The organism is Pontibacter burrus, from assembly GCF_010686685.1.
In the GTDB taxonomy this organism is placed as follows: Bacteria; Bacteroidota; Bacteroidia; order Cytophagales; family Hymenobacteraceae; genus Pontibacter; species Pontibacter burrus.
Map to the genome: position 1 here is coordinate 88,502 of NZ_JAAGWD010000003.1, position 22,805 is coordinate 111,306.

General features: G+C 42.3%; 15 protein-coding genes and 1 pseudogene. 13 read left to right on the top strand and 3 right to left on the bottom strand.

Going from position 1 to position 22,805, the window contains the following annotated elements; all coding sequences use genetic code 11:
• Window positions 1-407: 407 nt before the first annotated feature.
• Complete coding sequence (locus GXP69_RS07775; protein ID WP_163914125.1) at window positions 408-2,882, bottom strand: penicillin-binding protein 1A; 2,475 nt, start codon at window positions 2,880-2,882, stop codon at window positions 408-410.
• Between the two features lie 179 nt (window positions 2,883-3,061).
• Here GXP69_RS07775 and GXP69_RS07780 point away from each other — a divergent pair, with 179 nt between their 5' ends.
• Window positions 3,062-3,784 (top strand): Mut7-C ubiquitin/RNAse domain-containing protein, encoded by a 723-nt coding sequence (locus tag GXP69_RS07780; protein WP_163914128.1) that lies wholly within the window; start codon window positions 3,062-3,064, stop codon window positions 3,782-3,784.
• Here the strand turns inward: GXP69_RS07780 and GXP69_RS07785 are convergent.
• The gene (locus GXP69_RS07785; RefSeq protein WP_163914130.1) at window positions 3,781-5,079 is read right to left on the bottom strand and encodes an NCS2 family permease; all 1,299 of its coding nucleotides are present in this window, start codon (window positions 5,077-5,079) and stop codon (window positions 3,781-3,783) included. The genes GXP69_RS07780 and GXP69_RS07785 overlap by 4 nt on opposite strands.
• A 176-nt stretch (window positions 5,080-5,255) precedes the next feature.
• On the opposite strand from GXP69_RS07785, the gene GXP69_RS07790 reads away from it, so the two are divergent.
• From GXP69_RS07790 to ligD, 3 genes are all read left to right on the top strand, one after another.
• A complete protein-coding gene (locus GXP69_RS07790; protein ID WP_163914132.1) occupies window positions 5,256-5,591 on the top strand; it encodes a hypothetical protein in 336 nt (111 codons plus the stop codon).
• Window positions 5,592-5,614: 23 nt separating this feature from the next.
• A complete protein-coding gene (gene ku, locus GXP69_RS07795; protein ID WP_163914134.1) occupies window positions 5,615-6,400 on the top strand; it encodes a non-homologous end joining protein Ku in 786 nt (261 codons plus the stop codon).
• A gap of 84 nt (window positions 6,401-6,484) precedes the next feature.
• Window positions 6,485-9,019 (top strand): DNA ligase D, encoded by a 2,535-nt coding sequence (ligD, locus tag GXP69_RS07800; protein WP_163914136.1) that lies wholly within the window; start codon window positions 6,485-6,487, stop codon window positions 9,017-9,019.
• A 74-nt stretch (window positions 9,020-9,093) separates the two neighbouring features.
• Here ligD and namA read toward each other — a convergent pair whose 3' ends face one another.
• Window positions 9,094-10,167: an NADPH dehydrogenase NamA gene (gene namA / locus GXP69_RS07805; RefSeq protein WP_163914138.1), complete on the bottom strand. Its 1,074-nt coding sequence runs from the start codon at window positions 10,165-10,167 to the stop codon at window positions 9,094-9,096.
• Between the two features lie 1,855 nt (window positions 10,168-12,022).
• Here namA and GXP69_RS07810 point away from each other — a divergent pair.
• The 9 genes and pseudogenes from GXP69_RS07810 to GXP69_RS19345 form a co-directional block, all read left to right on the top strand.
• Entirely contained in the window at window positions 12,023-12,580 is a 558-nt protein-coding gene (locus GXP69_RS07810; RefSeq protein ID WP_163914140.1) for a hypothetical protein, read from the top strand.
• 245 nt (window positions 12,581-12,825) lie between these two features.
• Complete coding sequence (locus GXP69_RS07815; RefSeq protein WP_163914142.1) at window positions 12,826-13,572, top strand: polysaccharide biosynthesis/export family protein; 747 nt, start codon at window positions 12,826-12,828, stop codon at window positions 13,570-13,572.
• Between the two features lie 18 nt (window positions 13,573-13,590).
• Entirely contained in the window at window positions 13,591-15,936 is a 2,346-nt protein-coding gene (locus GXP69_RS07820) for a GumC family protein (RefSeq protein ID WP_163914143.1), read from the top strand.
• 37 nt (window positions 15,937-15,973) lie between these two features.
• Window positions 15,974-17,278, top strand: coding sequence for a nucleotide sugar dehydrogenase (locus tag GXP69_RS07825; RefSeq protein WP_163914145.1), 1,305 nt, complete (start codon window positions 15,974-15,976; stop codon window positions 17,276-17,278).
• 178 nt (window positions 17,279-17,456) lie between these two features.
• Window positions 17,457-18,443 carry an SDR family oxidoreductase gene (locus GXP69_RS07830; RefSeq protein ID WP_163914147.1) on the top strand — a complete coding sequence of 329 codons (987 nt, stop codon included), beginning with the start codon at window positions 17,457-17,459 and terminating at the stop codon, window positions 18,441-18,443.
• Window positions 18,444-18,484: 41 nt separating this feature from the next.
• Window positions 18,485-19,726 carry a lipopolysaccharide biosynthesis protein gene (locus GXP69_RS07835; protein ID WP_163914149.1) on the top strand — a complete coding sequence of 414 codons (1,242 nt, stop codon included), beginning with the start codon at window positions 18,485-18,487 and terminating at the stop codon, window positions 19,724-19,726.
• A gap of 264 nt (window positions 19,727-19,990) precedes the next feature.
• Window positions 19,991-21,148 (top strand): O-antigen polymerase, encoded by a 1,158-nt coding sequence (locus tag GXP69_RS07840; RefSeq protein WP_163914152.1) that lies wholly within the window; start codon window positions 19,991-19,993, stop codon window positions 21,146-21,148.
• A 3-nt stretch (window positions 21,149-21,151) separates the two neighbouring features.
• Window positions 21,152-22,294, top strand: coding sequence for a glycosyltransferase (locus GXP69_RS07845; RefSeq protein ID WP_163914153.1), 1,143 nt, complete (start codon window positions 21,152-21,154; stop codon window positions 22,292-22,294).
• Window positions 22,295-22,641: 347 nt separating this feature from the next.
• Window positions 22,642-22,803 (top strand): annotated as a pseudogene (locus GXP69_RS19345) (DapH/DapD/GlmU-related protein); the annotation flags it as partial.
• Between the last annotated feature and the right edge of the window lie 2 nt (window positions 22,804-22,805).

Below are 22,805 nucleotides of genomic sequence, written 5' to 3' on the forward strand. Positions count from 1 at the left end.
ATCGGCCTATAGTGCTATAGTTTGCTTTGGTGCGCTCACGGCCGCGGGACCCCGTCTTTGGGCATCGCGCGGTGTACATTTCTTTTGCTCCTGCGTCGCAATGCCTGACGGCACCAGAAATCTACAAGGCGCTCAACCCAAAGACTGAAATCTTTCGATAGCTATAGTTTCTATAGTTTGATAAACTATAGCTCGTAGCCTTCTCGTGGTAGTAGTTCCTAGGGGCAGGCTGCGCCTGCCTGCTCGTAGCCTGTAACTATAAAACTGTAGCTCAAACTATAGTAAAAGCCGAAAATTCCCCGCCTTAGACAAGGAGGGGTTAGGGGTGGTTGGACCAACGCCAAATATAGAATGGAAGCTTCAACTATAGCAAACTCTAATCCTGCAAATCCCGGTTCAGACAAACCTTACTCCCCACGTCGTTCCTTCCGTTCACGTTTGCGTTCTTCGCGGCGTTTTTTTCGTTCTTCTTTCCAGTCTTTAAAAGTGTCTTTCACCTTTTCACCCACATTATCGAACAGCCTGTCGAAAAAGCCTTTGTGTGGTGGCTCTTCCCGGAAAGAGGCACAGTCTACCAAAGTTTGCAGGTAAGGCGATAACTCCGGGAACTGACTTTTATAGTAGCCGACATAAGCCGGGTCCACAGCTACACGCTTTGTGAAATCACCCCAGATTGGCAGCGCTGTATTAGAACCCTGACCTAATGCTAAGGTACGGAACCTGACTTTCGGACTCTCTGCACCCACCCAAACACCGGTCACCAGGTTAGGCGTGATGCCGATAAACCAGCCGTCGGCGTGGTCTTGCGTCGTGCCGGTTTTGCCGGCTATATCCATTTGTAAACCAAACTGCGTGCGTAGCTTGGCAGCACTTCCTTCTTCCACCACACCCTGCATCAGGTGCAGCATAATAGCCGCATTCGATTTGGAGATAGCGCGTTTCAGGTGGCTGTCGTTGCGATGCTCGCGTAGTACTTTGCCGCTGCGGTCGGTAATTTTGCTTATGTAAACTGGTTCTACTCTGTACCCCTGGTTGGCTATAGTTGCATAGGCATTCACCATCTCCAGTAATGACAGATCTGCTACACCAAGGGCCAGCGCAGGTACTTGCGGGATTTCACTTTGAATACCCATGCGCTCCGCCAAATCCACTACTTTGTTCACACCAGTTTTCATCATTACCTGCGCTGAGACCGTGTTTACAGAATGGGCCAATCCGCCACGCATCGTATACTCGCCGCCATATTGCTCACTCGCATTTCGCGGCGACCAGTCATCGTATTCTGGGTAAGTAATGCGCTCGTTCGGGAACCAGGTGCATGGCGCTACGCCACGTTCCAGTGCAGCGGCGTAAACGATGGGTTTAAACGTAGAGCCCACCTGGCGTTTCGAGCGGACGTGATCGTACTTGAACACATGATGGTTTATGCCGCCTACCCAGGCTTTTATCTCGCCAGTGTACGGGTCCATCGAGAGCAAACCGGCATTCAGGAATTTCTGGTAATAGGCCAGCGAGTCCATCGGCGACATATTGCGTTGGCTGGTACCCTGCCAGCTGAATACGCTCATTGGGCGTTCCTCCCGGAAAGCTTCTATGATCTCAGCATCGGTTTTGCCATTGGCTTTTGCCTTTTTGTAGCGGTCGGTGCGGCGCATGGCTTCCTGCAGAAAGTTTGCATCGCGGCCCCATGGGTTGCGGCCTTTCCAGTGGGCATCGAACGTGCGTTGCAATGCAGCCATTTTATTGCGAACGGCTTTTTCGGCGTGTGCCTGCATGCCGGCATCTATCGTTGTATAGATCTTTAGCCCATCGGTGTACAGGTTGTAGGGCTCGCCGTTTTTCTTCTTTTTAGATGCTGCCCAATCAACCAATTCCAGGCGGAGCTGCTCCCGGAAATAGGGTGCCATGCCGTCGTTATGGTTCGTTACCTTATAGTCTAGTTTCAGCGGTTTCTTCTTCAGTTCTTCGGCTTTGTCGGCTTCCAGGTAACCATACTTCACCATCTGGCTCAGCACGACATTGCGGCGGATTTTCGATTTTTCCGGGTTCAGGCGCGGGTTGTAAGTGGTAGTAGCTTTCAGCATACCTATCAGGACGGCTGCTTCTTCGGTCTTCAGGTCTGCTGCTGATTTATTGAAAAAACGACTCGAAGCCCGCTCAATGCCATACAGGTTTCCACCCATTGGCACCGTATTCAGGTATAGTTCCAGCAGCTCTTCTTTACTATAAATACCTTCCAGTTTGCGGGCAATAATTATCTCGCGCAGCTTGTTTACCGGCATATCCCAGAACCAGTAATTTTTACGCGGGTACAGATTCTTAGCCAGCTGCTGACTAAGCGTTGAGCCACCGCCGGCGCTCTGGTCCTGCATTAAAATAGATTTAACTATAACACGGCCCAGGCTGCGCACATCAACCCCGGCATGCTCATAAAAACGGGCATCTTCTGTAGCGATTAAGGCATGAATTGCAGCAGGGGCAATGTCGGTGTATTTTACGTTAGTGCGGTCCTGTATGTAATAGCGGCCCAGCAGCACTCCGTCAGCAGAGTATACTTCCGAAGCCGTGTTGTTCTGTACCGATTTCAGTTCGTTGCGTGAGGGCATGGCACCCATCGCGCCCATGTATACCAGCAGGTAAAAAAACGTGAAAAGCAGCACAAGGTACAGGCCGGTCCGGTATGCAATACGAAGCATCGATCTGCGGTCGCGGCGCCAGTTAAACGTGCTGAGTCTTGCCCATTTCTGCTTCCAGTAAGCTATAGTTAGTTTGGGTTTCTGGCTCCTGAAAAAGGCCGACCACTCCACCTTCATAAATCTGGCAAGTGGCTCCAGGATGCCGATAACGATAAGTCTGATTAATTTTAAAAGCGCTCGCTTCATTTAGTCTGTTAAATTCACTGCCAGCAACTATAGTTTTAATTCTGGCAGTCGGCAGGTATCACACAAATACTGCGCCATATCCGGGCCCGGTTAGTAACGTAAATGCCGGCAAAATTGTGCAATTAAACTTTAAATTCTGTTGATGTGGTACGTATCTATAAGGCAACTATAACCTGACGATGGGACACACGGCACGTTTTAAATTCCACACAACACTGAATGATTTTCTGCAAAAACAAGAGCAGGAAAGCTGGATCAACTATAGTTTCCGGGATGTGCCGGCCATAAAAGATGCCATTGAAGCGATAGGTGTACCGCATCCCGAAGTGAATGCTATAGTTGTAAATGGCAGATCAGTGGATTTTACTTATAAACTACATCCGGATGATAAAGTGGAAGTTTACCCGAAAGGCTCTCCTGTAACTATAAACCTATTCCCAAACTATAACCCACCTTTTAAGTTTGTGCTGGATGTGCACTTAGGCAAGCTGGCGCGGATGCTCCGGTTGCTGGGCTTCGATACAATCTTTGATCCTGAACTAACAGAAAAAGAACTGGTAGCTATAGCTGTAAGCGAAAACCGAATTCTGCTGAGCCGTGGCACGGGCATTCTGAAACATAAAACTATAGTTTACGGCTATTGGCTGCGCTCGCAACAACCTGATGAGCAGTTGCAGGAAGTGATCCGCTACTATAACCTGGCAGCGGAGTTCAGTATTTTTACCCGCTGCATGGTGTGCAATGGAGCTATAGCTCAGGTGACGAAAGAACAATTAAAGGAGCAGCTTCCGCCTAAAACCAAACTATACTTTCACGAGTTTTACCAATGCCAGAACTGCCAGCGAGTGTACTGGAAAGGTTCGCATTATGAGCGCATGCAGGAATTTATCCAAAAGCTTTAGTGCACCAGCAAGGCCAGAATACAGAACACGTCGATGATCCAGAGCGTGAGCGGTATCTTACGGTATTCGCCACCTACCACTTTAAGTAAGGTATAGCTCAAAAAGCCCCAGATAATTCCTTGCGTAATGGAGAAGGTGAACGGAATGAGCACCAGCGCCAGAAAAGCGGGAATAGCATCGCTCAGGTGCAGCCAGTTAATACGAATAATCGGCCGGATCATGAAGGCGCCAACCAGTACCAGAGCAGGCGCCGTTGCAATGGCCGGAACCATCGAAAGAAGTGGTGCCAGGAATAGAAATGGCAAAAACAGTAAGCCGCCAACTATAGCCGTTAAGCCGGTTCTGCCGCCTGCCTCAATCCCAACCGCCGACTCAACATAAACTGTAGCCGAACTCGTACCCACTAAACCCGAAATAGTAGTGGCCACCGCATCTACAAACAACGACTTATTGATATTCAGCGGCTCGCCGTGTTCATCAACCATATTTGCTGCTTCAGCCAGGCCTACAAACGTGGAAAGGCTATCGAACAGGTCGGTGAACAGAAAGGCGAAAATTACAGGCCACACTGCAAACTGCAGCGAGTTAACCAGGTCCAGTTGCATGAGCAGGCTGAAATCCGGAGCTGCAAAAATTCCCTGCCAGTTAACTATAGTTTCAGTGCCCCACCAGCGGCCCAGCGGGTAAGCTAGCAGCGTAGTAACTATAATCCCAATCAGGATACCGCCTTTCACATTTTTTACAAGCAGTATAGCCGTTAGCAACAGCCCAACTATAAACGTAAGTACCGTCGGGCTAAGCTCGTTTACTGCCAGTATCGTTCCCGGCGATTGTATAATGAATTTTGCGTTTGAGAGGCCTAGCAGTGTAATAAACAGGCCGATACCACCTGCAATAGCGTACCGCAAAGGTTTGGGAATGGCTTTTATAATGTAAGTGCGGATGTTAAAAACCGAAAGCAACAGAAACACAATACCCGACCAGAACACAGCGCCCAATGCCACCTGCCACGGTATGTTCATCCCGATAACAGCTGAATATGTGAAGAAGGCATTCAACCCCATCCCCGGCGCGATCAGTACAGGGTTTCGGGCGTAAATTCCCATCAAAACACTGCTAAAAAAACTTACCAGTACGGTAGCCGTCAGTACCCCCGAAAAAGGAAGCCCCGCTTCGCTGAGTATGCTCGGATTAACTATGATTACATAAGACGTAGCCAGGAAAGATGCAATGCCGGCAAATACTTCGGTCTGGTAGCTGGTGTTATGTTTTTTGAACTCGAAATAGGTCTGCATTGGTGGCGTAGGTTTTGGCAATTATAAATCCGCATACGGGAAAGCTGCGAAAGTAAGCAAAACTACTTTTTTAAACTAAAGATCATGTTTGATGTGGCGCAGCAATTATGAGGCAAAAGCTATACTCATATCGGCTTCTAGCGTTAAAGTCTATAAAACTATAAACAGTAAAAGCCATGCAGGACAAAGTAGAACTTACAACGCTTATAAAAATACTGGCTGATGTACGCAAAGCAGGCTATAAAACAGATTTTGTAGTCGGCGATGACAGAAGAATGCACTCGATGGATGGCAAAATGAGCTTTACCCCGGACCAGGTGCAGATCGTAAATTTTTACCGTTTCGAGGGTGAAAGTAACCCAGATGATATGGCTATTCTGTATGTGCTTGAAACCAGTAACGGCGCCAAAGGAACCATCTCCAACTCGTACGGCACGTATTCAGACACCGTAGTGGAAGCATTTATGAAACAGGTGCACGACCTGGGCAAAGACATTGATACCCGCAGCTAAGCATTAACTACAAAAAGAAAACTATGAGAACAATCTGGAAGGGGTCGCTGGGTTTTGGCCTGGTGAACATCCCGGTAAAAATGTACAGCGCCACAAAAGACCGCCGCCTTGACTTTGACCTGATCGACCGCCGGAACCATGCCCGTGTGCGCAACAAGCGCGTGAACGAGAAAACCGGTGAAGAAGTACCTTATAAGGAGATCGTGAAAGCCTACAAATTCGAAGGTAAGTATGTGGAGCTGACCGATGAAGAAATGGAGCGCGCCGAAGCTGAAAAGAACACCATCATACAACTCGACTCCTTTGTAGAAGAAGAGGATATAGACGAAATGTATTTCAAAAAGCCATATTACCTGACACCTGAAAAAGGAAACAAAACCGGTTATGGTTTGCTGCGCGATGCCCTCCGTAAAACCGGAAAAGTTGGTATCGCTACGGTGGTAATGCGAGGCAAAGAAGACCTGGCTGTGATTCGTCCGCTGGGCGATGCGCTGGTGCTGCAGAAATTACGCTTTGTAGAAGAAGTGAACAAAACCGAAGACCTGGACCTGCCTCATAAGGTAGACATTGGCGGCGCACAACTTGATATGGCCGTAGAGCTCATCAACCAGTTTACCACCGACTTCGACATACGCGATTACCGCGATACCTACACTGAAAAGCTGATGAAAACCATTGAAGCGAAGGCGAAAGGTAAAAAGAAACCAGCAGCTAAAAAGGTAGAAACCATCCCGACAAAAACAAAAGATCTGATGGCTCAACTGAAGGCAAGTTTAAGCTCAGGTCAGCCACGTATGCGGGCATCTTAAAGTCGTAAATCGTTTTTTGTGTTTCGTGTTTCGAGCTTATAATTCGACACACGAAACACGACACACCAAACACGAGATAAACCCATGGCTTTACAGCAATATAATCAGAAACGTAACTTCAGCGACACGCCTGAGCCGGAAGGGAAGCAGGAGAAACACAAAGGAGCTTTACGTTTTGTGGTGCAACGTCACCAGGCATCCACTTTACATTATGATTTCAGGCTGGAGATGGAAGGCGTGCTGAAGAGCTGGGCAGTGCCGAAAGGCCCGTCCATGAACCCCACAGATAAGCGTCTTGCCATGCACGTTGAGGATCACCCATATTCGTACCGCACTTTTGAAGGCGATATTCCGGAAGGCAACTATGGCGCGGGCCACGTCGATATCTGGGACGAAGGTTACTATAGTTCAATAGAAACCGACGACCCGGAAGAAGGGGAGAAGCTGTTGTTGCAGGGACTGGAGAACGGAAGCATTAGTTTTGTGCTGGATGGAAATAAACTACAGGGAGCTTTCTCACTCATAAAAATGAAAGGCCGCCAGGAGGGAGCCTGGCTGCTGGTAAAGAAGAAAGATGAATACGCCGTTGCAGATGCTTATAACAGTGAAGAGCATTTAGGAAAGATCGCTAAAACAACAGCAAAAAAGTCTGCTGCAAAAAGTACAGTTGCAAAATCTGCTAAAGTCAAACCTGCTGCTAAAAAGGGTAGGATGCCCCACAACATTGTGCCCATGATGGCGAAACTGACTGACGGTCCTTTTGACGGTGACGACTGGATTTATGAGATAAAGTGGGATGGTTTCAGGGCGGTGGCTGAAGTGCAGGATGGCAAGGTGGAACTATACTCGCGCAACGGAAAGTCATACGGCGAAACCTACAAACCTATTTTAGATAGTTTGAAAGATCTGGGGCAGGACGCGGTCCTGGATGGCGAGATTGTAGTGTTGAACGATGAAGGCTATGCCACGTTTCAGCAACTGCAGAATTACCAGAATACGCCATCTGAGCATCTCTACTTTTATGTGTTCGATCTGTTGTACCTGAACGGCGAAGACCTGCGCGACCTGCCTTTGCTGGAACGCAAAAAGCGCCTGGAAGAATTGTTAGCAGAAGAATTACCGGCGGTCCGTTATTCGGACCATGTGGTGGGTAACGGAGTAGAGTTCTTTAAGCATGCCCAGAAAAATAATGTAGAAGGCATCATGGCCAAAAAAGCCGATAGCCCTTACCGCACAGGCAAGCGCAGTTCGGAGTGGCTCAAGATCAAAACACACATGCGCCAGGAAGCTGTGATCGGTGGCTTTACAGAGCCAAAAGGCAAACGCAAGCACATCGGGGCTTTGCTGCTGGGCGTGTACGAAGATGGCAAGTTTACTTATGTGGGGCAGAGCGGCAGCGGCTTTAACTCCAAATCGTTGGAAGCCCTGAAAGCAAAGCTGGATAAACTGGTGCAGCCTGAATCGCCATTTGTAGGTAAAGTTAAACCAAATGCACCTGCTACCTGGGTGAAGCCTGAACTGGTTGCCGAGATCACATTTGCAGAATGGACCAAAGAAGGCATTATGCGGCAGGCCATTTACGAAGGGTTGCGAGAAGACAAAAAAGCAACCGATGTAGTGCGCGAAAATGCTATCCATACAACCGAAGCGGTAGAAGAAGCAGAACATCAACCTAAAGCGAAAAAGACGGATACAAAAAAAGTGGCAGCTTCAAAAGACAAAAACCGGACGACGCAAACTATAGAAGGACAGGAAGTACAGTTCAGCAGTCTTAATAAACTATACTGGCCGGACGAACACATTACGAAAGGCGACCTGATCGATTACTATCAAACTATAGCTGAGGTCATTTTGCCTTACCTTCAGGACCGGCCACAGTCGCTTTTCCGCAACCCGGAAGGTGTGGTAAAACCTGGCTTTTTCCAGAAAGACGTTACACACGCGCCTGATTGGGTGAGAACTATAAAACTGAAAGCTGAAAGCACCGGCGAAGATGTGGAGTACCTCGTATGCGACAACAAAGCCACGCTTGGCTATATGAACAACCTGGGCTGCATCCAGCTCAATCCCTGGAACTCCCGCATCACCAACCTGGAAAGACCGGATTACATGGTAATAGATTTAGATCCGGGGGAGAACACGTATGATGATGTGGTGGAAGTAGCTTTGGCTACGAAGGAAGTGTTAGACAAAGCAGGCGCAACAGCTTTTTGTAAAACATCCGGAGCAACGGGCATGCATATTTTTGTGCCTCTGGGTGCAAACTATAGTTTCGATCAGGCACGCGAGTTTGCACATTTGGTGGCACAACAAGTGCACAGAAAGTTACCGAAACTCACCAGTCTTGAGCGCAGCCCAAAGGAACGGAGAACGCAGGTCTACTTAGATTTTTTGCAGAACTCGATCGGGCAAACTATAGCTTCAGCCTATACGGTTCGCCCTAAACCAGGTGCCACTGTTTCCACACCGCTCAGCTGGGACGAAGTAAAACCGGGCTTGTCTCCGGAAGCTTTTACAATTAGAAATATACCAACTCGATTAAAAGAGAAAGGTGATCTATTTAAAGGGGTGCTGGGCAAAGGGATAGATCTAAAGAAGTGTCTGGAGAAATTAAGCTAGCAAAATATAAAATGACTTTACAAAGAAGAACCGGATTTAGACGGTCCTTTCATAAAACAGCATAAGTATAACAGTTACACTTTGCGTGGCTTCGCACGTTCGTACTGAGAAGGCCAAGTGTGCTCATAGCCAAGTTCCAGCGCAGCATGCATCGGGAAGTATGGGTCGCGTAACAACTCTCTCGCCAGCAGCACAAGGTCTGCCTGTCCGGTTGCAACTATAGATTCGGCTTCCTGCGCCGTTGTGATCATACCAACTGCACCTGTCATGATGCCGGTTTCCCGTTTTATTGTTTCTGCAAATTGCACCTGGTACAAAGGCCCCACCGGAATGTTAGCCGCAGGCACATTACCGCCAGTAGAGCAATCGATCATATCAACTCCATGTTCTTTCAGAATCTTTGCCAGTTTAACTGAGTCTTCTCCTGTCCAGCCGCCCTTAGTCCAGTCAGTTGCAGATATGCGCACTATAAGTGGATAATCCGAAGGCCATACTTCTTTCACCGTTTCGGTAACTTCCAGCAGCAACCGGATGCGATTCTCGAACGAACCACCGTATTCGTCAGTGCGCTTGTTGCTGAGTGGGGAGTAAAATTCGTGTAACAGGTACCCATGAGCGGCATGTATCTCAATCACTTTAAAACCAGCTTCTAATGATCTCTTTGCAGCAGCTTTGAAGTCGTTGATCACTTTTTGTATGCCCGCTTTATCTAATTCCAGCGGGGCAGGTTCAACGTCTGTAAAAGGAATGGCACTTGGGGCTACTGTTTGCCATGCGCCTTCTTCAGGAGTCAACGCTTTGCCACCTTTCCACGGACTTTTATGGCTAGCTTTTCTACCAGCGTGTGCCAACTGCACACCTGGAACAGCACCATGTTCTTCCAGAAAAGTATTGATTCGTTGCCACATCGGAATATGTTCCGCTTTCCACAAACCAATGTCATCAGGTGTAATTCTTCCTTCCGGCGAAACAGCTGTTGCCTCAGCTATGATAAGCCCTGCACCGCCTACTGCACGACTACCCAAGTGTACCAGATGCCAGTCATTAGCAAAGCCATCCACGCTTGAATACTGGCACATCGGCGATACCGCAATCCGATTTTTAAGGGTAATATTTTTTATAGTTAAGGGCGAGAATAAATTAGCCATCTTAATATTGGGTTTGTAGTTACAGTTGATTAAAACTCCCTCCTGGACAGAATGTTTTAGATTATAAGCTAGGAGTATTCTATAGTTATAGTTTTTATTTTGAGTGTAGTGAGAAATCTATATTAGAATATAGTTATTTCTCTATCATGTCGAGCGCTAGCCGAGGCATCTTATATGTTCTATAGTTGCTCACTTCTTATGTCATTTCGAGTGTAACGAGAAATCTATCGCATACTATAGTTGAAATTATCGTTCTATTGTTTACTATAGTTGCTGAATTGACACAGGCATTTTCTTCTATAGTTACGACCTATCCTGGGAGCTTTACCAGCCTACAGTTTTATAGTTACTTTGGTGCGCTCACGGCCGCGGGGCCCCGTCTTCGGGCATCGCGCTGCTGCCTTCTTGCTACCCTCGTACCTCGTGTTGCCTGGCGGCACCGCAACAAGTCAAAGGCGCTCAACCCAAAGACTGTGATCCTTCGATAGCTAAACTATAGTTTGTTGAAGAGCTATAGTTGCATCGCCTTTCCGTGGCTGTAATTCCGTAGGCCAGGCTGCGCCTGCCTGCTCGTGGGCTGTAACTATAGTTCTGTCCCCGTAACTATCGTAATGACTATATTCCCCTCTTGGGAGGGGCAGGGGTGGGTTAAATCATAACTATAGAACTACAGATTAAACTATAGAATTAGATAGAAGCTCCCTCTCCTGTTTTTAGGAGAGGACTGAGGTGAGGTAGAGCTCCTATAGTCTACCGAGAAGTGAGTTCGAAGGTAGCGAGCGCAGCTCTGAAAGGATAAAGGGGCGGTTGGACTAACGACAACTATAGATCGATAATTATAATAATACTGGAAGCCCAGGCAAAATACCAACTCTGCTGATCCATTTTTAGGCAAAAAGCTGCACCAACTATATCTAAAGCTGCTTTTAAAGCATAAACTAACCTGGCTATAGTTACCAGATTCTGATTTTCTATAAAGCTTATCACCAGCCTTCACTTTGTAGGCTTTGTACAAAGCATCCATGTTAACCGATGCAACTATGGTACTGTACCTCAGTGCGTGCAAATCTGTTAGAATAAGCTGGTCGAAGGTCTTTGGAAAGGTATTAGTTCTCCAAACCTGTGCCCATGGATCAGTTGTTAATAGTCAATCTCCTTCTTCGACTTTTCTTGTTTTGTCATTCAAAAGCTTCGTAGGCAGCGCTTAAAAGTGCATTAGGAACTTAAAGTTTGTACCTTAGATTTCTGGAAAAGTAGTAGCGAAGCTCATTTTAAGACTATAAAGCTCTAAAAAGGCTGGATAGTTTACTTTAATTTATCAATTTTATGAGAATGCAGTGCAGGGCTTATATTAGTGATTAGGTTATACAGCAATTAACTAATAAATAAGAGGACTCATAAGCCGTATTCAAAATTGGTATAAGTTGATAGGGAAATAAAAGAGATAAACTTACAGCCGTTTATAATGTTCAGCGTATACTAGCCGTTCCTGAATTGCACCGTATTTTCGAATTTATTTATCGGAAAAAGCAGAAAATTAATTTGGAATATTATATATTTGTCTAAATATATGTATAATTGCGCCTTAAAGTATTACACTTATATAAGTAGCGCTTTAAATAAGCCCATGAACTACAAATTTATATTAGCAGCATTTGCTTTAATTCTATCAGTAGGAGCGTCCGACGTGTTCGCACAACGAGGCAGTAGTAGTGCGAAATTCAGAAGTCCTCATAAACGGAAGTTTAGACCGTCCCTGACCGTTTTCGCATCACCGGGCTTGGTAGTGATGAATAGCGAGAATGAGGGAGACGGAAGCGATATTGATCAGTATGGAATACTAAAGAACAACGGAATGGGACCAACATTAAATGTTGGGGCTATTTACCAGTTTGCACCCCGCTTCGCTGTTGAAGGAAAGTTAGCTTACCTAAACTTTAACGGAAAAGAAGATGCCGTTGATAAGCGCATTACTGATGTTACCTTTACATCTAACGGTGTCGAAGCATCAGGTTCAATCATCTATAATTTGACAAGTGACTATGTTGGCCGAGGATTTTATACGTCCAGAAATCTTCGCCTGATCGTGCCTTTTGTGAAAGTAGGAGTTGGTGTATTTGCTTACAAAGCTTCTTCATCTAATAAGGGTGTAGATATTCCTGATGCCACGAGTTATCCTGATATAGCGTTAGTTGCTCCGATAGGAGGCGGTCTTAAGATACAATACTCCAAACAGTTATCCATAGCGCCAGAGCTGAATGTTTATTTTACAAATTCAGATTACCTGGACAACACCAGCTATGGATACAAGAGTCCATTGACAGGCAAAAATGATGCTTACCTGAGTGCTACGGTAAAAGTAATGTATAACCTCACAGCACACAGAAGAAGTCCATTCCGCTTTAGAAGGTAAACCAGAGCAATCATAGTAGAAGCCTGTCAGAATAGAAACTGGCAGGCTTCTGTGCTTTACAACATGCCTGTCAAACCAGGGCAGGTAGCAAGTTCTTCAACTTTAGAAGTGCCAATAAGATAAGTTTTTCAGAATTTGATATACTTTACGGGCTGAAAGCTCTACATTTGTACTTGTGTTCTAACATAAAATCGGAAAGTGTGGACAGACGTTTTATTTTCGGTTTTTATCACCCTTATACCCGAATGAAACTTAATACCTGCTTTATCATTTTTTTATTATTCATTTCATCCTGTGGCCCTACCCGTAACCTGGCCTACTTCAGCGATCTGGAAGAACAGACATCCTATTCTGAAGAAATCAAGAATCTTACTGTCTCCAAAATTCAATCAAACGACCTGTTGAGTATTACAGTAAGCAGCGAAAGCCCTGAGTCTGATGCTCAGTTTAACAGGGGCATGTTGGCTGCAAATGATAGTAAATTGGAAGGTTACCTGGTGAATGAAGCAGGCTATATTGACTTTCCGGTGCTCGGAAGTATAAAGTTGGCGGGGCTTACAAAGCAAGAGGCAAAGGAAAAGCTGACAGCTGCTTTACAGCAGTACCTGAAAGCTCCAGTGGTGAGCATCCGCAATATGAATTTCAGGGTAACCGTTATAGGGGAAGTGAACCGACCATCTACATTTACTGTTCCTGCTGAGAAAATCTCAATACTGGAGGCCTTAGGTATGGCAGGTGATATGACACCTTTCGGGAAACGTGAAAATGTGATTGTAATGCGGGAGGAAGCCGGAACCCGGACGATGGTGCGTTTAAATTTAAATAAGAAGGATGTGTTAAATTCGCCTTATTTTTATTTACAGCAGAACGATGTGGTCTATGTAGAACCTGATAAAATGAAGCAGGTACAAGCCAGTACAAATACTAAATTTTTAGCTATTATCACAGCTTCTGTTTCGCTGGCTACTATCATCATTTCCAGATTACTCTAATTATTTATAGTCCGTTTTATGTCGGAAAAGGAAGTATATCAGTTTGAAACTGAGGATATTAATATAAAGGAAGTATTGCAGAAATACCTGCGATACTGGTATCTGTTTGTATTTGGGGTACTAATTGCTGGTATAGCTGCTTTCGTATATCTACGCTACACCACCCCGCAATATCGTGTTAGTAGTACTTTACTTATTAAAGATGATAAAAAGGGGCCTTCCCTTACAGAGAATGCGGTGCTGAATGACCTTGATCTTTTCCAGTCGGGTAAAAACATCGATAATGAGATAGAAATTCTCAAGTCGAAGAGCCTCATGAATCGGGTTCTCAAGGAACTTGCCCTCCATACTACCTATTATGTTGATGGACGTGTAAAAAGCACTGAGATATATGGCAACTCCATGCCTATAAATCTAATTGTGAGCAGGTTGGACTCTGCTGCCTTTAATAAGGTTTTTACTATTCGAACGGTAGATAATATTAATTTTCAGCTGGAAGATGAAGGAATTGTGAGCCAGCACAAGTTCGGACAGGAAATTAAAAAACCTTACGCATCCTTTACTGTAGTTGCCGGAAATGGTGTTATTGCTGTCGGTAAAAATATCACTGTTAAATTCCATGATATCCGTAAAGTTGCAGAAAGTTATAATCGTAAACTGACAGTAGCGCCGGTTAACAAAAATGCCAGTGTACTTAGCTTGAGCCTTGTAGATCCCGTACCTGCCAAAGGAGTAGCAATTCTGAATAAACTGGTTGAGGTATATAACAATGAGGCAGTAGAAGACAAGAACCTGATCGCTGGCAGCACCATTCAGTTTATTGACGAGCGCCTAAAATACCTGACATCTGAACTATCGGTGGTAGAGCAGGATGTGGAAAGCTATAAACGGGATAACCGCGTAACAGACGTTAGCTCAGAAGCGAAGTTGTATCTGGAAAAGGCAAGTGAGTATAATCGCCAGCTATCGGAATGGGCGATCCAGATCGATGTGCTGGAGTCGATTGAGAAGTATTTGCTGAAGCAAGATAGCCAGCATGAACTGGTACCAAGCACCCTGACGATTCAGGATGCCACGTTGCTTGGCTTAATCGGTAAGTTCAATGAACTGCAACTGGAGCGCAAGCGCTTGTTACGTGTTTCGCAGCCAGGTAATCCCTTGGTGCAAAACATAAACGAGCAATTGGCAAACTTACGTGGGAACATCCTGGAAAACCTGCGTAACATAAAAAATGGCCTGATCATAACACGCAATAACCTGCAAGCTAGTTCCGCACAGTTTGAGTCCCGGATTAAGGAAGTACCTAGTATAGAAAAGGACCTGATCGAGATCAAGCGCCAGCAAAGTATTAAGGAAGGACTGTATCTATACCTGCTTCAGAAGCGCGAAGAGTCTGCTCTCTCGTTAGCTGCTACGGTTGCCAATTCCCGCATCATCGATCCTGCTATAGCTGGAGATAGACCGGTAGAGCCTAAAAAACAGCTGATCTATTTGCTGGCATTTCTAATGGGCTTAGGAATTCCATTTGCAGGTATCTATATTAAAGAATTGCTTAACGACCGCGTACAAAACCAGCAGGATGTAAAGAGAGCTACAAGCACACCCGTTTTAGGCGAAATTGCCCACAATGATACCTTTGAGAAGCTGGTAGTTACAGAAAATAGCCGTAGCACGGTGGCAGAGCTCTTCCGCCTGATCCGTACAAACCTTCAATTTGCCACTTTAGGAAAGGATAACAAAGTGATCATGGTTACTTCCAGCATGAGCGGAGAAGGCAAAACCTTTTTCAGTATCAACCTGGGAGCTAGCCTTGCCTTAACAGGAAAGCGGGTTGTGCTGGTAAATTTTGACTTACGTAAACCGCGCCTACTCCAGGACATGGGACTATCAAACGAGACTGGTATCTCAAATTATATAATTGATGAAAGGCTGGGTGTCGAGGATATAATAATACCTGCGTCTGATGTGCATGGTTTGTATGCAATTGGTTCCGGGCCTATACCGCCAAATCCTGCTGAACTGATGATGAGCCCAAAGGTAGGCCATTTGCTGGCTGAGTTGCGTGAAAGCTTTGATTATATTCTGCTGGATACTTCACCGGCAGGGCAGGTGGCAGATGCTTTTACGCTTGCTCCTTTCATTGATGCCTGTGTGTACATTGTGCGGTACAATTATACCTTTAAATCTCAGGTAGCTATTGTGGATGATATTTACCAGAACAGGAAGCTGAAGCATCCAATGATCGTACTAAATGATGCAGATATGAAAGAAGCTTATGGTTATGGTTACGGGTATGGCTATAACGAATTTGGTAAATCCTCTATGAGAAGGCTCCTGAAAAAAAACATGCGGGTTGAGGCTTAAAACATAAAATGTTGGAATAAAATAAACTTAAGATAAAATGTCAGGAATAGGTTTAGTAAAAGATGCTAAAATTGCTGTGATTGGGTTAGGTTATGTTGGCTTACCATTAGCAGTAGAGTTTGCTAAAAAATTTAAGACTTTTGGTTTCGATATTAATGAGGCACGCATAAACGGACTCAGTAAGGGCCATGATCATACACTGGAAGTAGAAGAGGAAAAGCTGAAAGGTGTTTTAATAAACGACTGCTCATCTCCGACAGGCTTGTATTGTACAAATGATCTTGATAAGATCAAGGGTTGTAATTACTATATCATTACTGTCCCTACGCCGGTAGATAAACACAACCGCCCGGATCTAACTCCGCTGTATAAAGCAAGTGAAACGGTAGGGAAGGTGCTTAAGCCGGGCGACATCGTTGTATATGAGTCTACTGTTTACCCGGGTGTAACAGAAGATGAATGCGTGCCGGTTCTGGAGCGCATTTCGGGTTTAAAATTTAACATTGATTTCTTTGCTGGCTATTCCCCGGAGCGTATTAACCCGGGTGACAAAGAACATACCGTTGCCAAGATTTTGAAGATCACATCTGGTTCAACACCTGAGGCTGCCGAGAAAGTTGATCAGCTATACAAAGCTATTATCGTTGCCGGAACCCACAAAGCTACTTCAATTAAAGTAGCGGAGGCTGCCAAGGTAATTGAGAATGCCCAGCGGGATATAAACATTGCTTTCGTAAATGAACTGGCAAAGATCTTTAACCGACTGGAAATTGACACGGATGAGGTATTACAAGCAGCCGGTACAAAATGGAATTTCCTGAAGTTTAAGCCTGGCCTGGTGGGAGGTCACTGTATAGGTGTAGACCCTTACTACCTGGCACAGAAGGCTCAGGAAGTTGGCTACCACCCGGAGATTATCCTGGCTGGTCGCAGATTAAATGATGGCATGGGCGAATATGTAGCGCATGAGGTTATCAAACTGATGGTGAAAAAGGATATACCGGTAAAAGGTGCCAATATCTTAGTGCTGGGTGTTACCTTTAAAGAAAACTGTCCGGATGTGCGCAATACCAAAGTAGTGGACATCCTGCAAACACTAAAAGATTACGATACCAACATTACGATCTATGACCCATGGGCAGAGCCGGCAGAGGTGAAACATGAGTACGGATGGGATTCTGTAAAAGAACTGAACGGCACCACCAACTGGGATGCTGTTATACTTGCCGTTTCCCACAACGAATTTAAGACTTTAGATCTAGGTAAACTTTGCAAAGAGAACGCCGTGATATACGACGTAAAAGGCGTGTTGCCAAAAGAATCGGTGGACGCAAGACTATAACACCAAGCTGTCATCTCGAACAGCGTGAGAGATCTAACTAGAATTCAAGTTATATTACTCATACTGTTTGAGATGACATCGCCCAAACTCCCCTCCTTGGTTAAGGAGGGGCAGGGGTGGTTTGTTTTTACAACCCCATTCATAATTACTAATTCAACATTCATATCTCTCCTCAGAAGTGTACCAAACCCCATACCATACCGAAGATCTCAGTCAATACAGCTTTTTAGTAACCGGTGGTGCCGGCTTCATAGGTTCTAATATTGTAGAGTACTTATTAAAATACAACGCAGGCAAAGTAAGAGTGCTAGACAACTTTGCAACTGGCTCGCATGCTAATATCGAAGAGTTCAAATCTAATCCCGCTTTTGAGCTTATAGAAGGAGATATACGTGATCTCGCGACGTGCAGAAAAGCCCTAGAAGGAATTGATTATGTTAGCCACCAGGCAGCACTCGGTTCAGTACCTCGCTCTATCAACGATCCCATTACCAGTAACGATGTAAACGTAAGCGGCTTTTTGAATATGCTGGTTGCTGCACGTGATGCAAGTGTAAAGCGAATGGTGTATGCTGCCAGCTCCAGCACCTACGGCGATCATCCTGGTTTACCTAAAGTGGAAGATAAAATTGGGAAACCGCTTTCTCCCTATGCTATCACCAAGTATGTGAATGAGCTGTATGGTGATGTATTTTCGAAAACTTACGACTTTCATACAGTTGGCCTCCGCTACTTCAATGTATTTGGTCCGAAGCAAAATCCTAAAGGGCCTTATGCTGCGGTAATTCCTTTATTTATTGAAGCAGCTCTTAAAGGTGAAGCACCATTCATAAATGGAGATGGTGAAACAAGTCGTGATTTCACTTTTGTAGAGAATGCAGTACAAGCTAATATAAAAGCTCTGTTAGCTACTAATATAACACAGCATGAGGTAGTAAATATCGCTTTTGGAGAGCGTACTACTTTAAATCAATTGTGGAGTGGGGTTATTGGGATAACCGGTGTATATATTTCACCTCGATACCGCGAAGAGAGGAAGGGGGATGTGAAGCATAGTTTAGCTGATGTTAGAAAAGCTGGTCACCTTTTAAAATACGAACCTGCATTCTCACTTCATATGGGATTAGTAGCTACTTTAGAATGGTATAGTAAGAATTTGTTTTAATCATTCTAAAATTAAATATTTCTCATTTACTAATGCCTAACTTGAAAAAAAATTTTTCATTAGTTCTAATATCTAATATAGTTGTTGCACTTAGTAAGTGGATAATAGTAGTAGTTTTAGCAAAAACAGTTGGTGCAAATCTAGTTGGTATTTATACATTCAGTTTAGCTGTTGTTTCACCTATATTCATGCTAACTAACCTTGCATTAAGGAATTTGCTTGTGGCTGATGTTTATGAAAACTACAACTTTTCTGATTATTTTACATTAAGGGTTTTATTCAGCTTGATTGGATTTATAAGTAGTGTTAGTATAGGTTATTATATTAGAGATGGAGAGTATTTTACAATAATACTTGTTATGTCAAGTAGTAAAATTATAGAGTCTCTTATAGATATTTTCAATGGATATCAACAGAAGAAAGGCGAATTCAATATAATAGCTAAATGTTTAATTTATAGATCGATTATAGGAGTACTATTATTTGCTTTAACATTATTTATTACACATAATATTATTATAGCACTTCTTTTACAGGTCTTTTCTGATATAGTTGTTTTTTTATTGATAGAAGTGAAACATTATTTGAGTGAGAATGAGTCTAAAACTTTAATCCCTAACTTAACTTATAATAATATTTCATTGATAAAAGCTGCAGTCCCAATTGCATCTGTATCGTTATTAGGTACATTAAATATTAATATACCTAGATATATTTTAGAGGCAAAGTTAGGGTTATATGAGTTAGGTATCTATTCAGGTATAATATATTTCACAGTAGCTGGAAATACAATTATAAGTGCTTTAGGCCAAGCATCAATAGGTAAGTTTTCAAACCTCTTGAAAAAGAATGAATCTTTAAAATATAAATATTTATTATACAAGTTAACATTTGTAGTTTTTACAATTGGCCTAGTTGGAATAGCAATAAGTTATATTGCTGGTGAAGACATATTAAGAATTGCATATAGCGAGGATTTCGCACAGTATAAAGATTTATTCATACTTGTTATGGTAAACGGGTTAATCATGTATATAGCTTCTTTCTTAGGTTTCTTACAAATAACAGCTAAAGATTTACACGTAATGTATTTAAAAGTATATGTGTGTACTATTGCGATAAACACATTTCTCAGTTACTATTTTATCAGTCAGTATTCAATTGCAGGTGCAATTTATTCTAGTATTATAAGCTTCTTGTTTTTGTCATTCTTATCGTTTTATATTCTTATGAAAAGAGTTAATACAATACATAATATTTTCATAAGAGTACAAGATGTATAAATTAGGAGCTTAAAACATAACATGAAAAATACGGCAAAAAGATTAATACAGTTCATTTGTATAATTAATATTCTTGTTAGTTGTATTTTTTTCTTTTTTGAAGAATATGATGAAGGAATTATTGCTTTATTAATATTAACATCTTTTATACAGGTAGTATACACGCTGCTATATTTTTACAAACATAACAGTATGTATGTGCTCAGTTCATTTTCACTAATTATATTTGCAATAATTTATTCTGTACTCCTCGAATTTCCGTTTTTGAAAGTAATTAAGCTTGTAAATCAGAGAGAAGCTCTTCAATTTTCAATCCAAAGTAATAATATAATTGGCTTTATATCTTTAGCTTTTGTTATAAGTGTTTCGAGTTATATATTAGGTATATTAAATAAAGGATATCTTCTTAGAATAAAAGTAAGAAAAGGTGCGCCCAATATTAAAAATATTAATATTTTAATATTTAGAGCCCTGTGTCTACTTATTATGATAGTTAAATATTTAATAGCACCTAAAGGGAGTATACTTAATGCATCATATTCAGAAATTAGAACGACAAGCTTAGCAGCTAATAGTTCTGGTTTAGCAACACTTGATTTTTTTATAAGCTGTTTAATATTAGTGCTTGCAATTGATTGTTTTTCAGAAATCAATAAGAGCAAAAGGATAGAAAAGTCAATTTGGCTTTTAATTTTAATTATGGTAGTTGTATTCCTTCTAGAATTCTTTAAAGGCGAGAGGACATCAATTGGACTTGTTTTCGCTTTAGCATTTCTATATATTTCTTTCAAGGGGCCTAATCAGTTTAATCTTAGATTTAAAAAGATTAGCTTACCATTAATTGCTGTAATATTTGGTGCATTTACTCTTTCATATATAAGAGAAAATGCATCATCTCAACAAATAGATTATGCTAATATTGAAGAAAATAACTTCAATTTCTATAAAGTAGGAACATGGACGGGAGCTTTATATAGTACAATAGGTTTAGCAGACTCTTATCATGATAATAAAGAGAACTTTAGCTTAAAATATGGAGAAACATATATATCATATATTCCCTCCATGTTACCCGAAATTTTTAGCAAAAATTTAGGAATTGAAAGGGCTATTGATACTCGAGAAGGTAATCCAGCCAGATGGTTTGAAGGTGAGTACACTCAAGGTGGAGTAAGTATTATTGTACCTGCTTTTATGAATTTTGGTGTAGTAGGCTTGATTCTTATACCATACTCCTTTGCTATTTTTGTGAGAAACACCGAGGAGAAGTACTTAATGACAAAAAGCTTTAATTCAGCTTTATTATATGGTGTAGTAACTGTATTTATTTTGAGGTGGTATTGGTATGGTGATATATATATAATAAGAGGTTTAATGATTTACTTTATCATTTTGGCAATAACCAAAATAAAATTGAAATAAGCTTTGAACATATTACTTAATTTTTTTCCTGTAAGAGCAGGGGGGGGACAGCAAGTAGCAAATAATTTTATTCAAATTATTGCTAAAGAACATTTTAATCATAATTGGTTTGTATTAGTTGGTGAAGGTTCAGAATTACATATCTCTGCGAAGAAGGAATTAAGTGAGTATCAGATATTTTCATTTCCTTATTCTTATTTAGCTAGGATTACAATATCTAAAAAACTTAAAGAACTTACAACGGCACACAACATTGACTTAATTTATAACTACGCTCCTACTCTTCAGATTCCTAAAATACCACAAGTGGTAAGATCAGTATACAGCAATTTATACTTCCCTGAAATTCCTTTTTGGAGTTCATACCCTTTCATAACACAGCTTAAAAAGAAAACAATTGATTATTTTAGATTGAGGGGTACGTTAAAAGCTGACGGATTAGTATTTGAAAATAATAGTATGTTGGATAGGGCTAGTAGCTTATATAACTACCCACAAAATCGGATGAAATATATAGAGCCGAGTGTAAGTTCATTTGATGTTAGGAACATTAATGCTGAATACAATAAATTAAAAAGCTTAGAAGGATTTAAAATCTTATACTTGTCTTCCTGGCATTTAAATAAAAATATTTCTGTATTACCCTATGTAGCTTCTCTATTAAAAGAGGCAAATATAAATGTTAGGTTTATTCTTACTTTAGAACCAACAAACAAAGAAGTGGAGTCTAATTTGCTAAATGTAATACATAAACTGCAAGTGATGGACTATTTTGAATTGATTGGTAAAGTAAAAGCTATACATGTTCATCAGGTAGTTAAACTGTCAGATGCCATGATTCTATTAAGTAAATTAGAGTGCTTTTCAAGTAATGTCGTAGAGTCGTACTTTTTCAAGAAACCTTTAATCATTGCTGATGAGCCTTGGGCAAGAGCAGCTTGTGAAAGAGCAGCCTTATTTGTAGATAGAGAAAATCCTAATGATATCTTTTCAAAGATAAAGGACTTAGTAAGCGATAAGGCATTAAGACATGAATTGGTCTCTTTGGGAGAAACTCGTTTGTTGCATTTTAATACTCCTGAAGAAAAGGTAGAAAAGCAAGTGAAATTTTTAGAGCATATTTATGAGATATCCAAAAAGGGATGAAGAACTTTATTGTCTGTACATTTGAACTTTTCGCTTCCATTATATTTGCACTACCTAGGCACAAGATATTTAATTTTATTAAGTCTGGTTTTTTAAGGAGTATGGGTTCAAAAGTTGGAACAGGAATTACTTACTACCCAAGAATAAAAGTAAGCCCTGGAACAAATCTTGTACTGGGAAATCATGTAGACTTAGCTTGGGGTGTTCTAATCACTACAGGTGGAGGTGTCGAAATTGGTGACCGTTCGTTAATTGGTTATAATACACAAATATTCTCTGCTAATCATGTTATTCCACCGCGTCCACAACAGATATTCACTTCTGGGCATGAAAAGAAGAAGGTTAAGATAGGTAAAGATGTTTGGATAGGTGCTGGTTGTATAATTTTGCCTGGAGTAACCATAGGCGAAGGAGCAGTAGTGGCAGGTGGTAGCGTTGTAACGAAAGATGTAGCGCCATTTACAATTGTTGGAGGCAATCCGGCAAAAATTTTAAAAGAAAGAATTTAGAA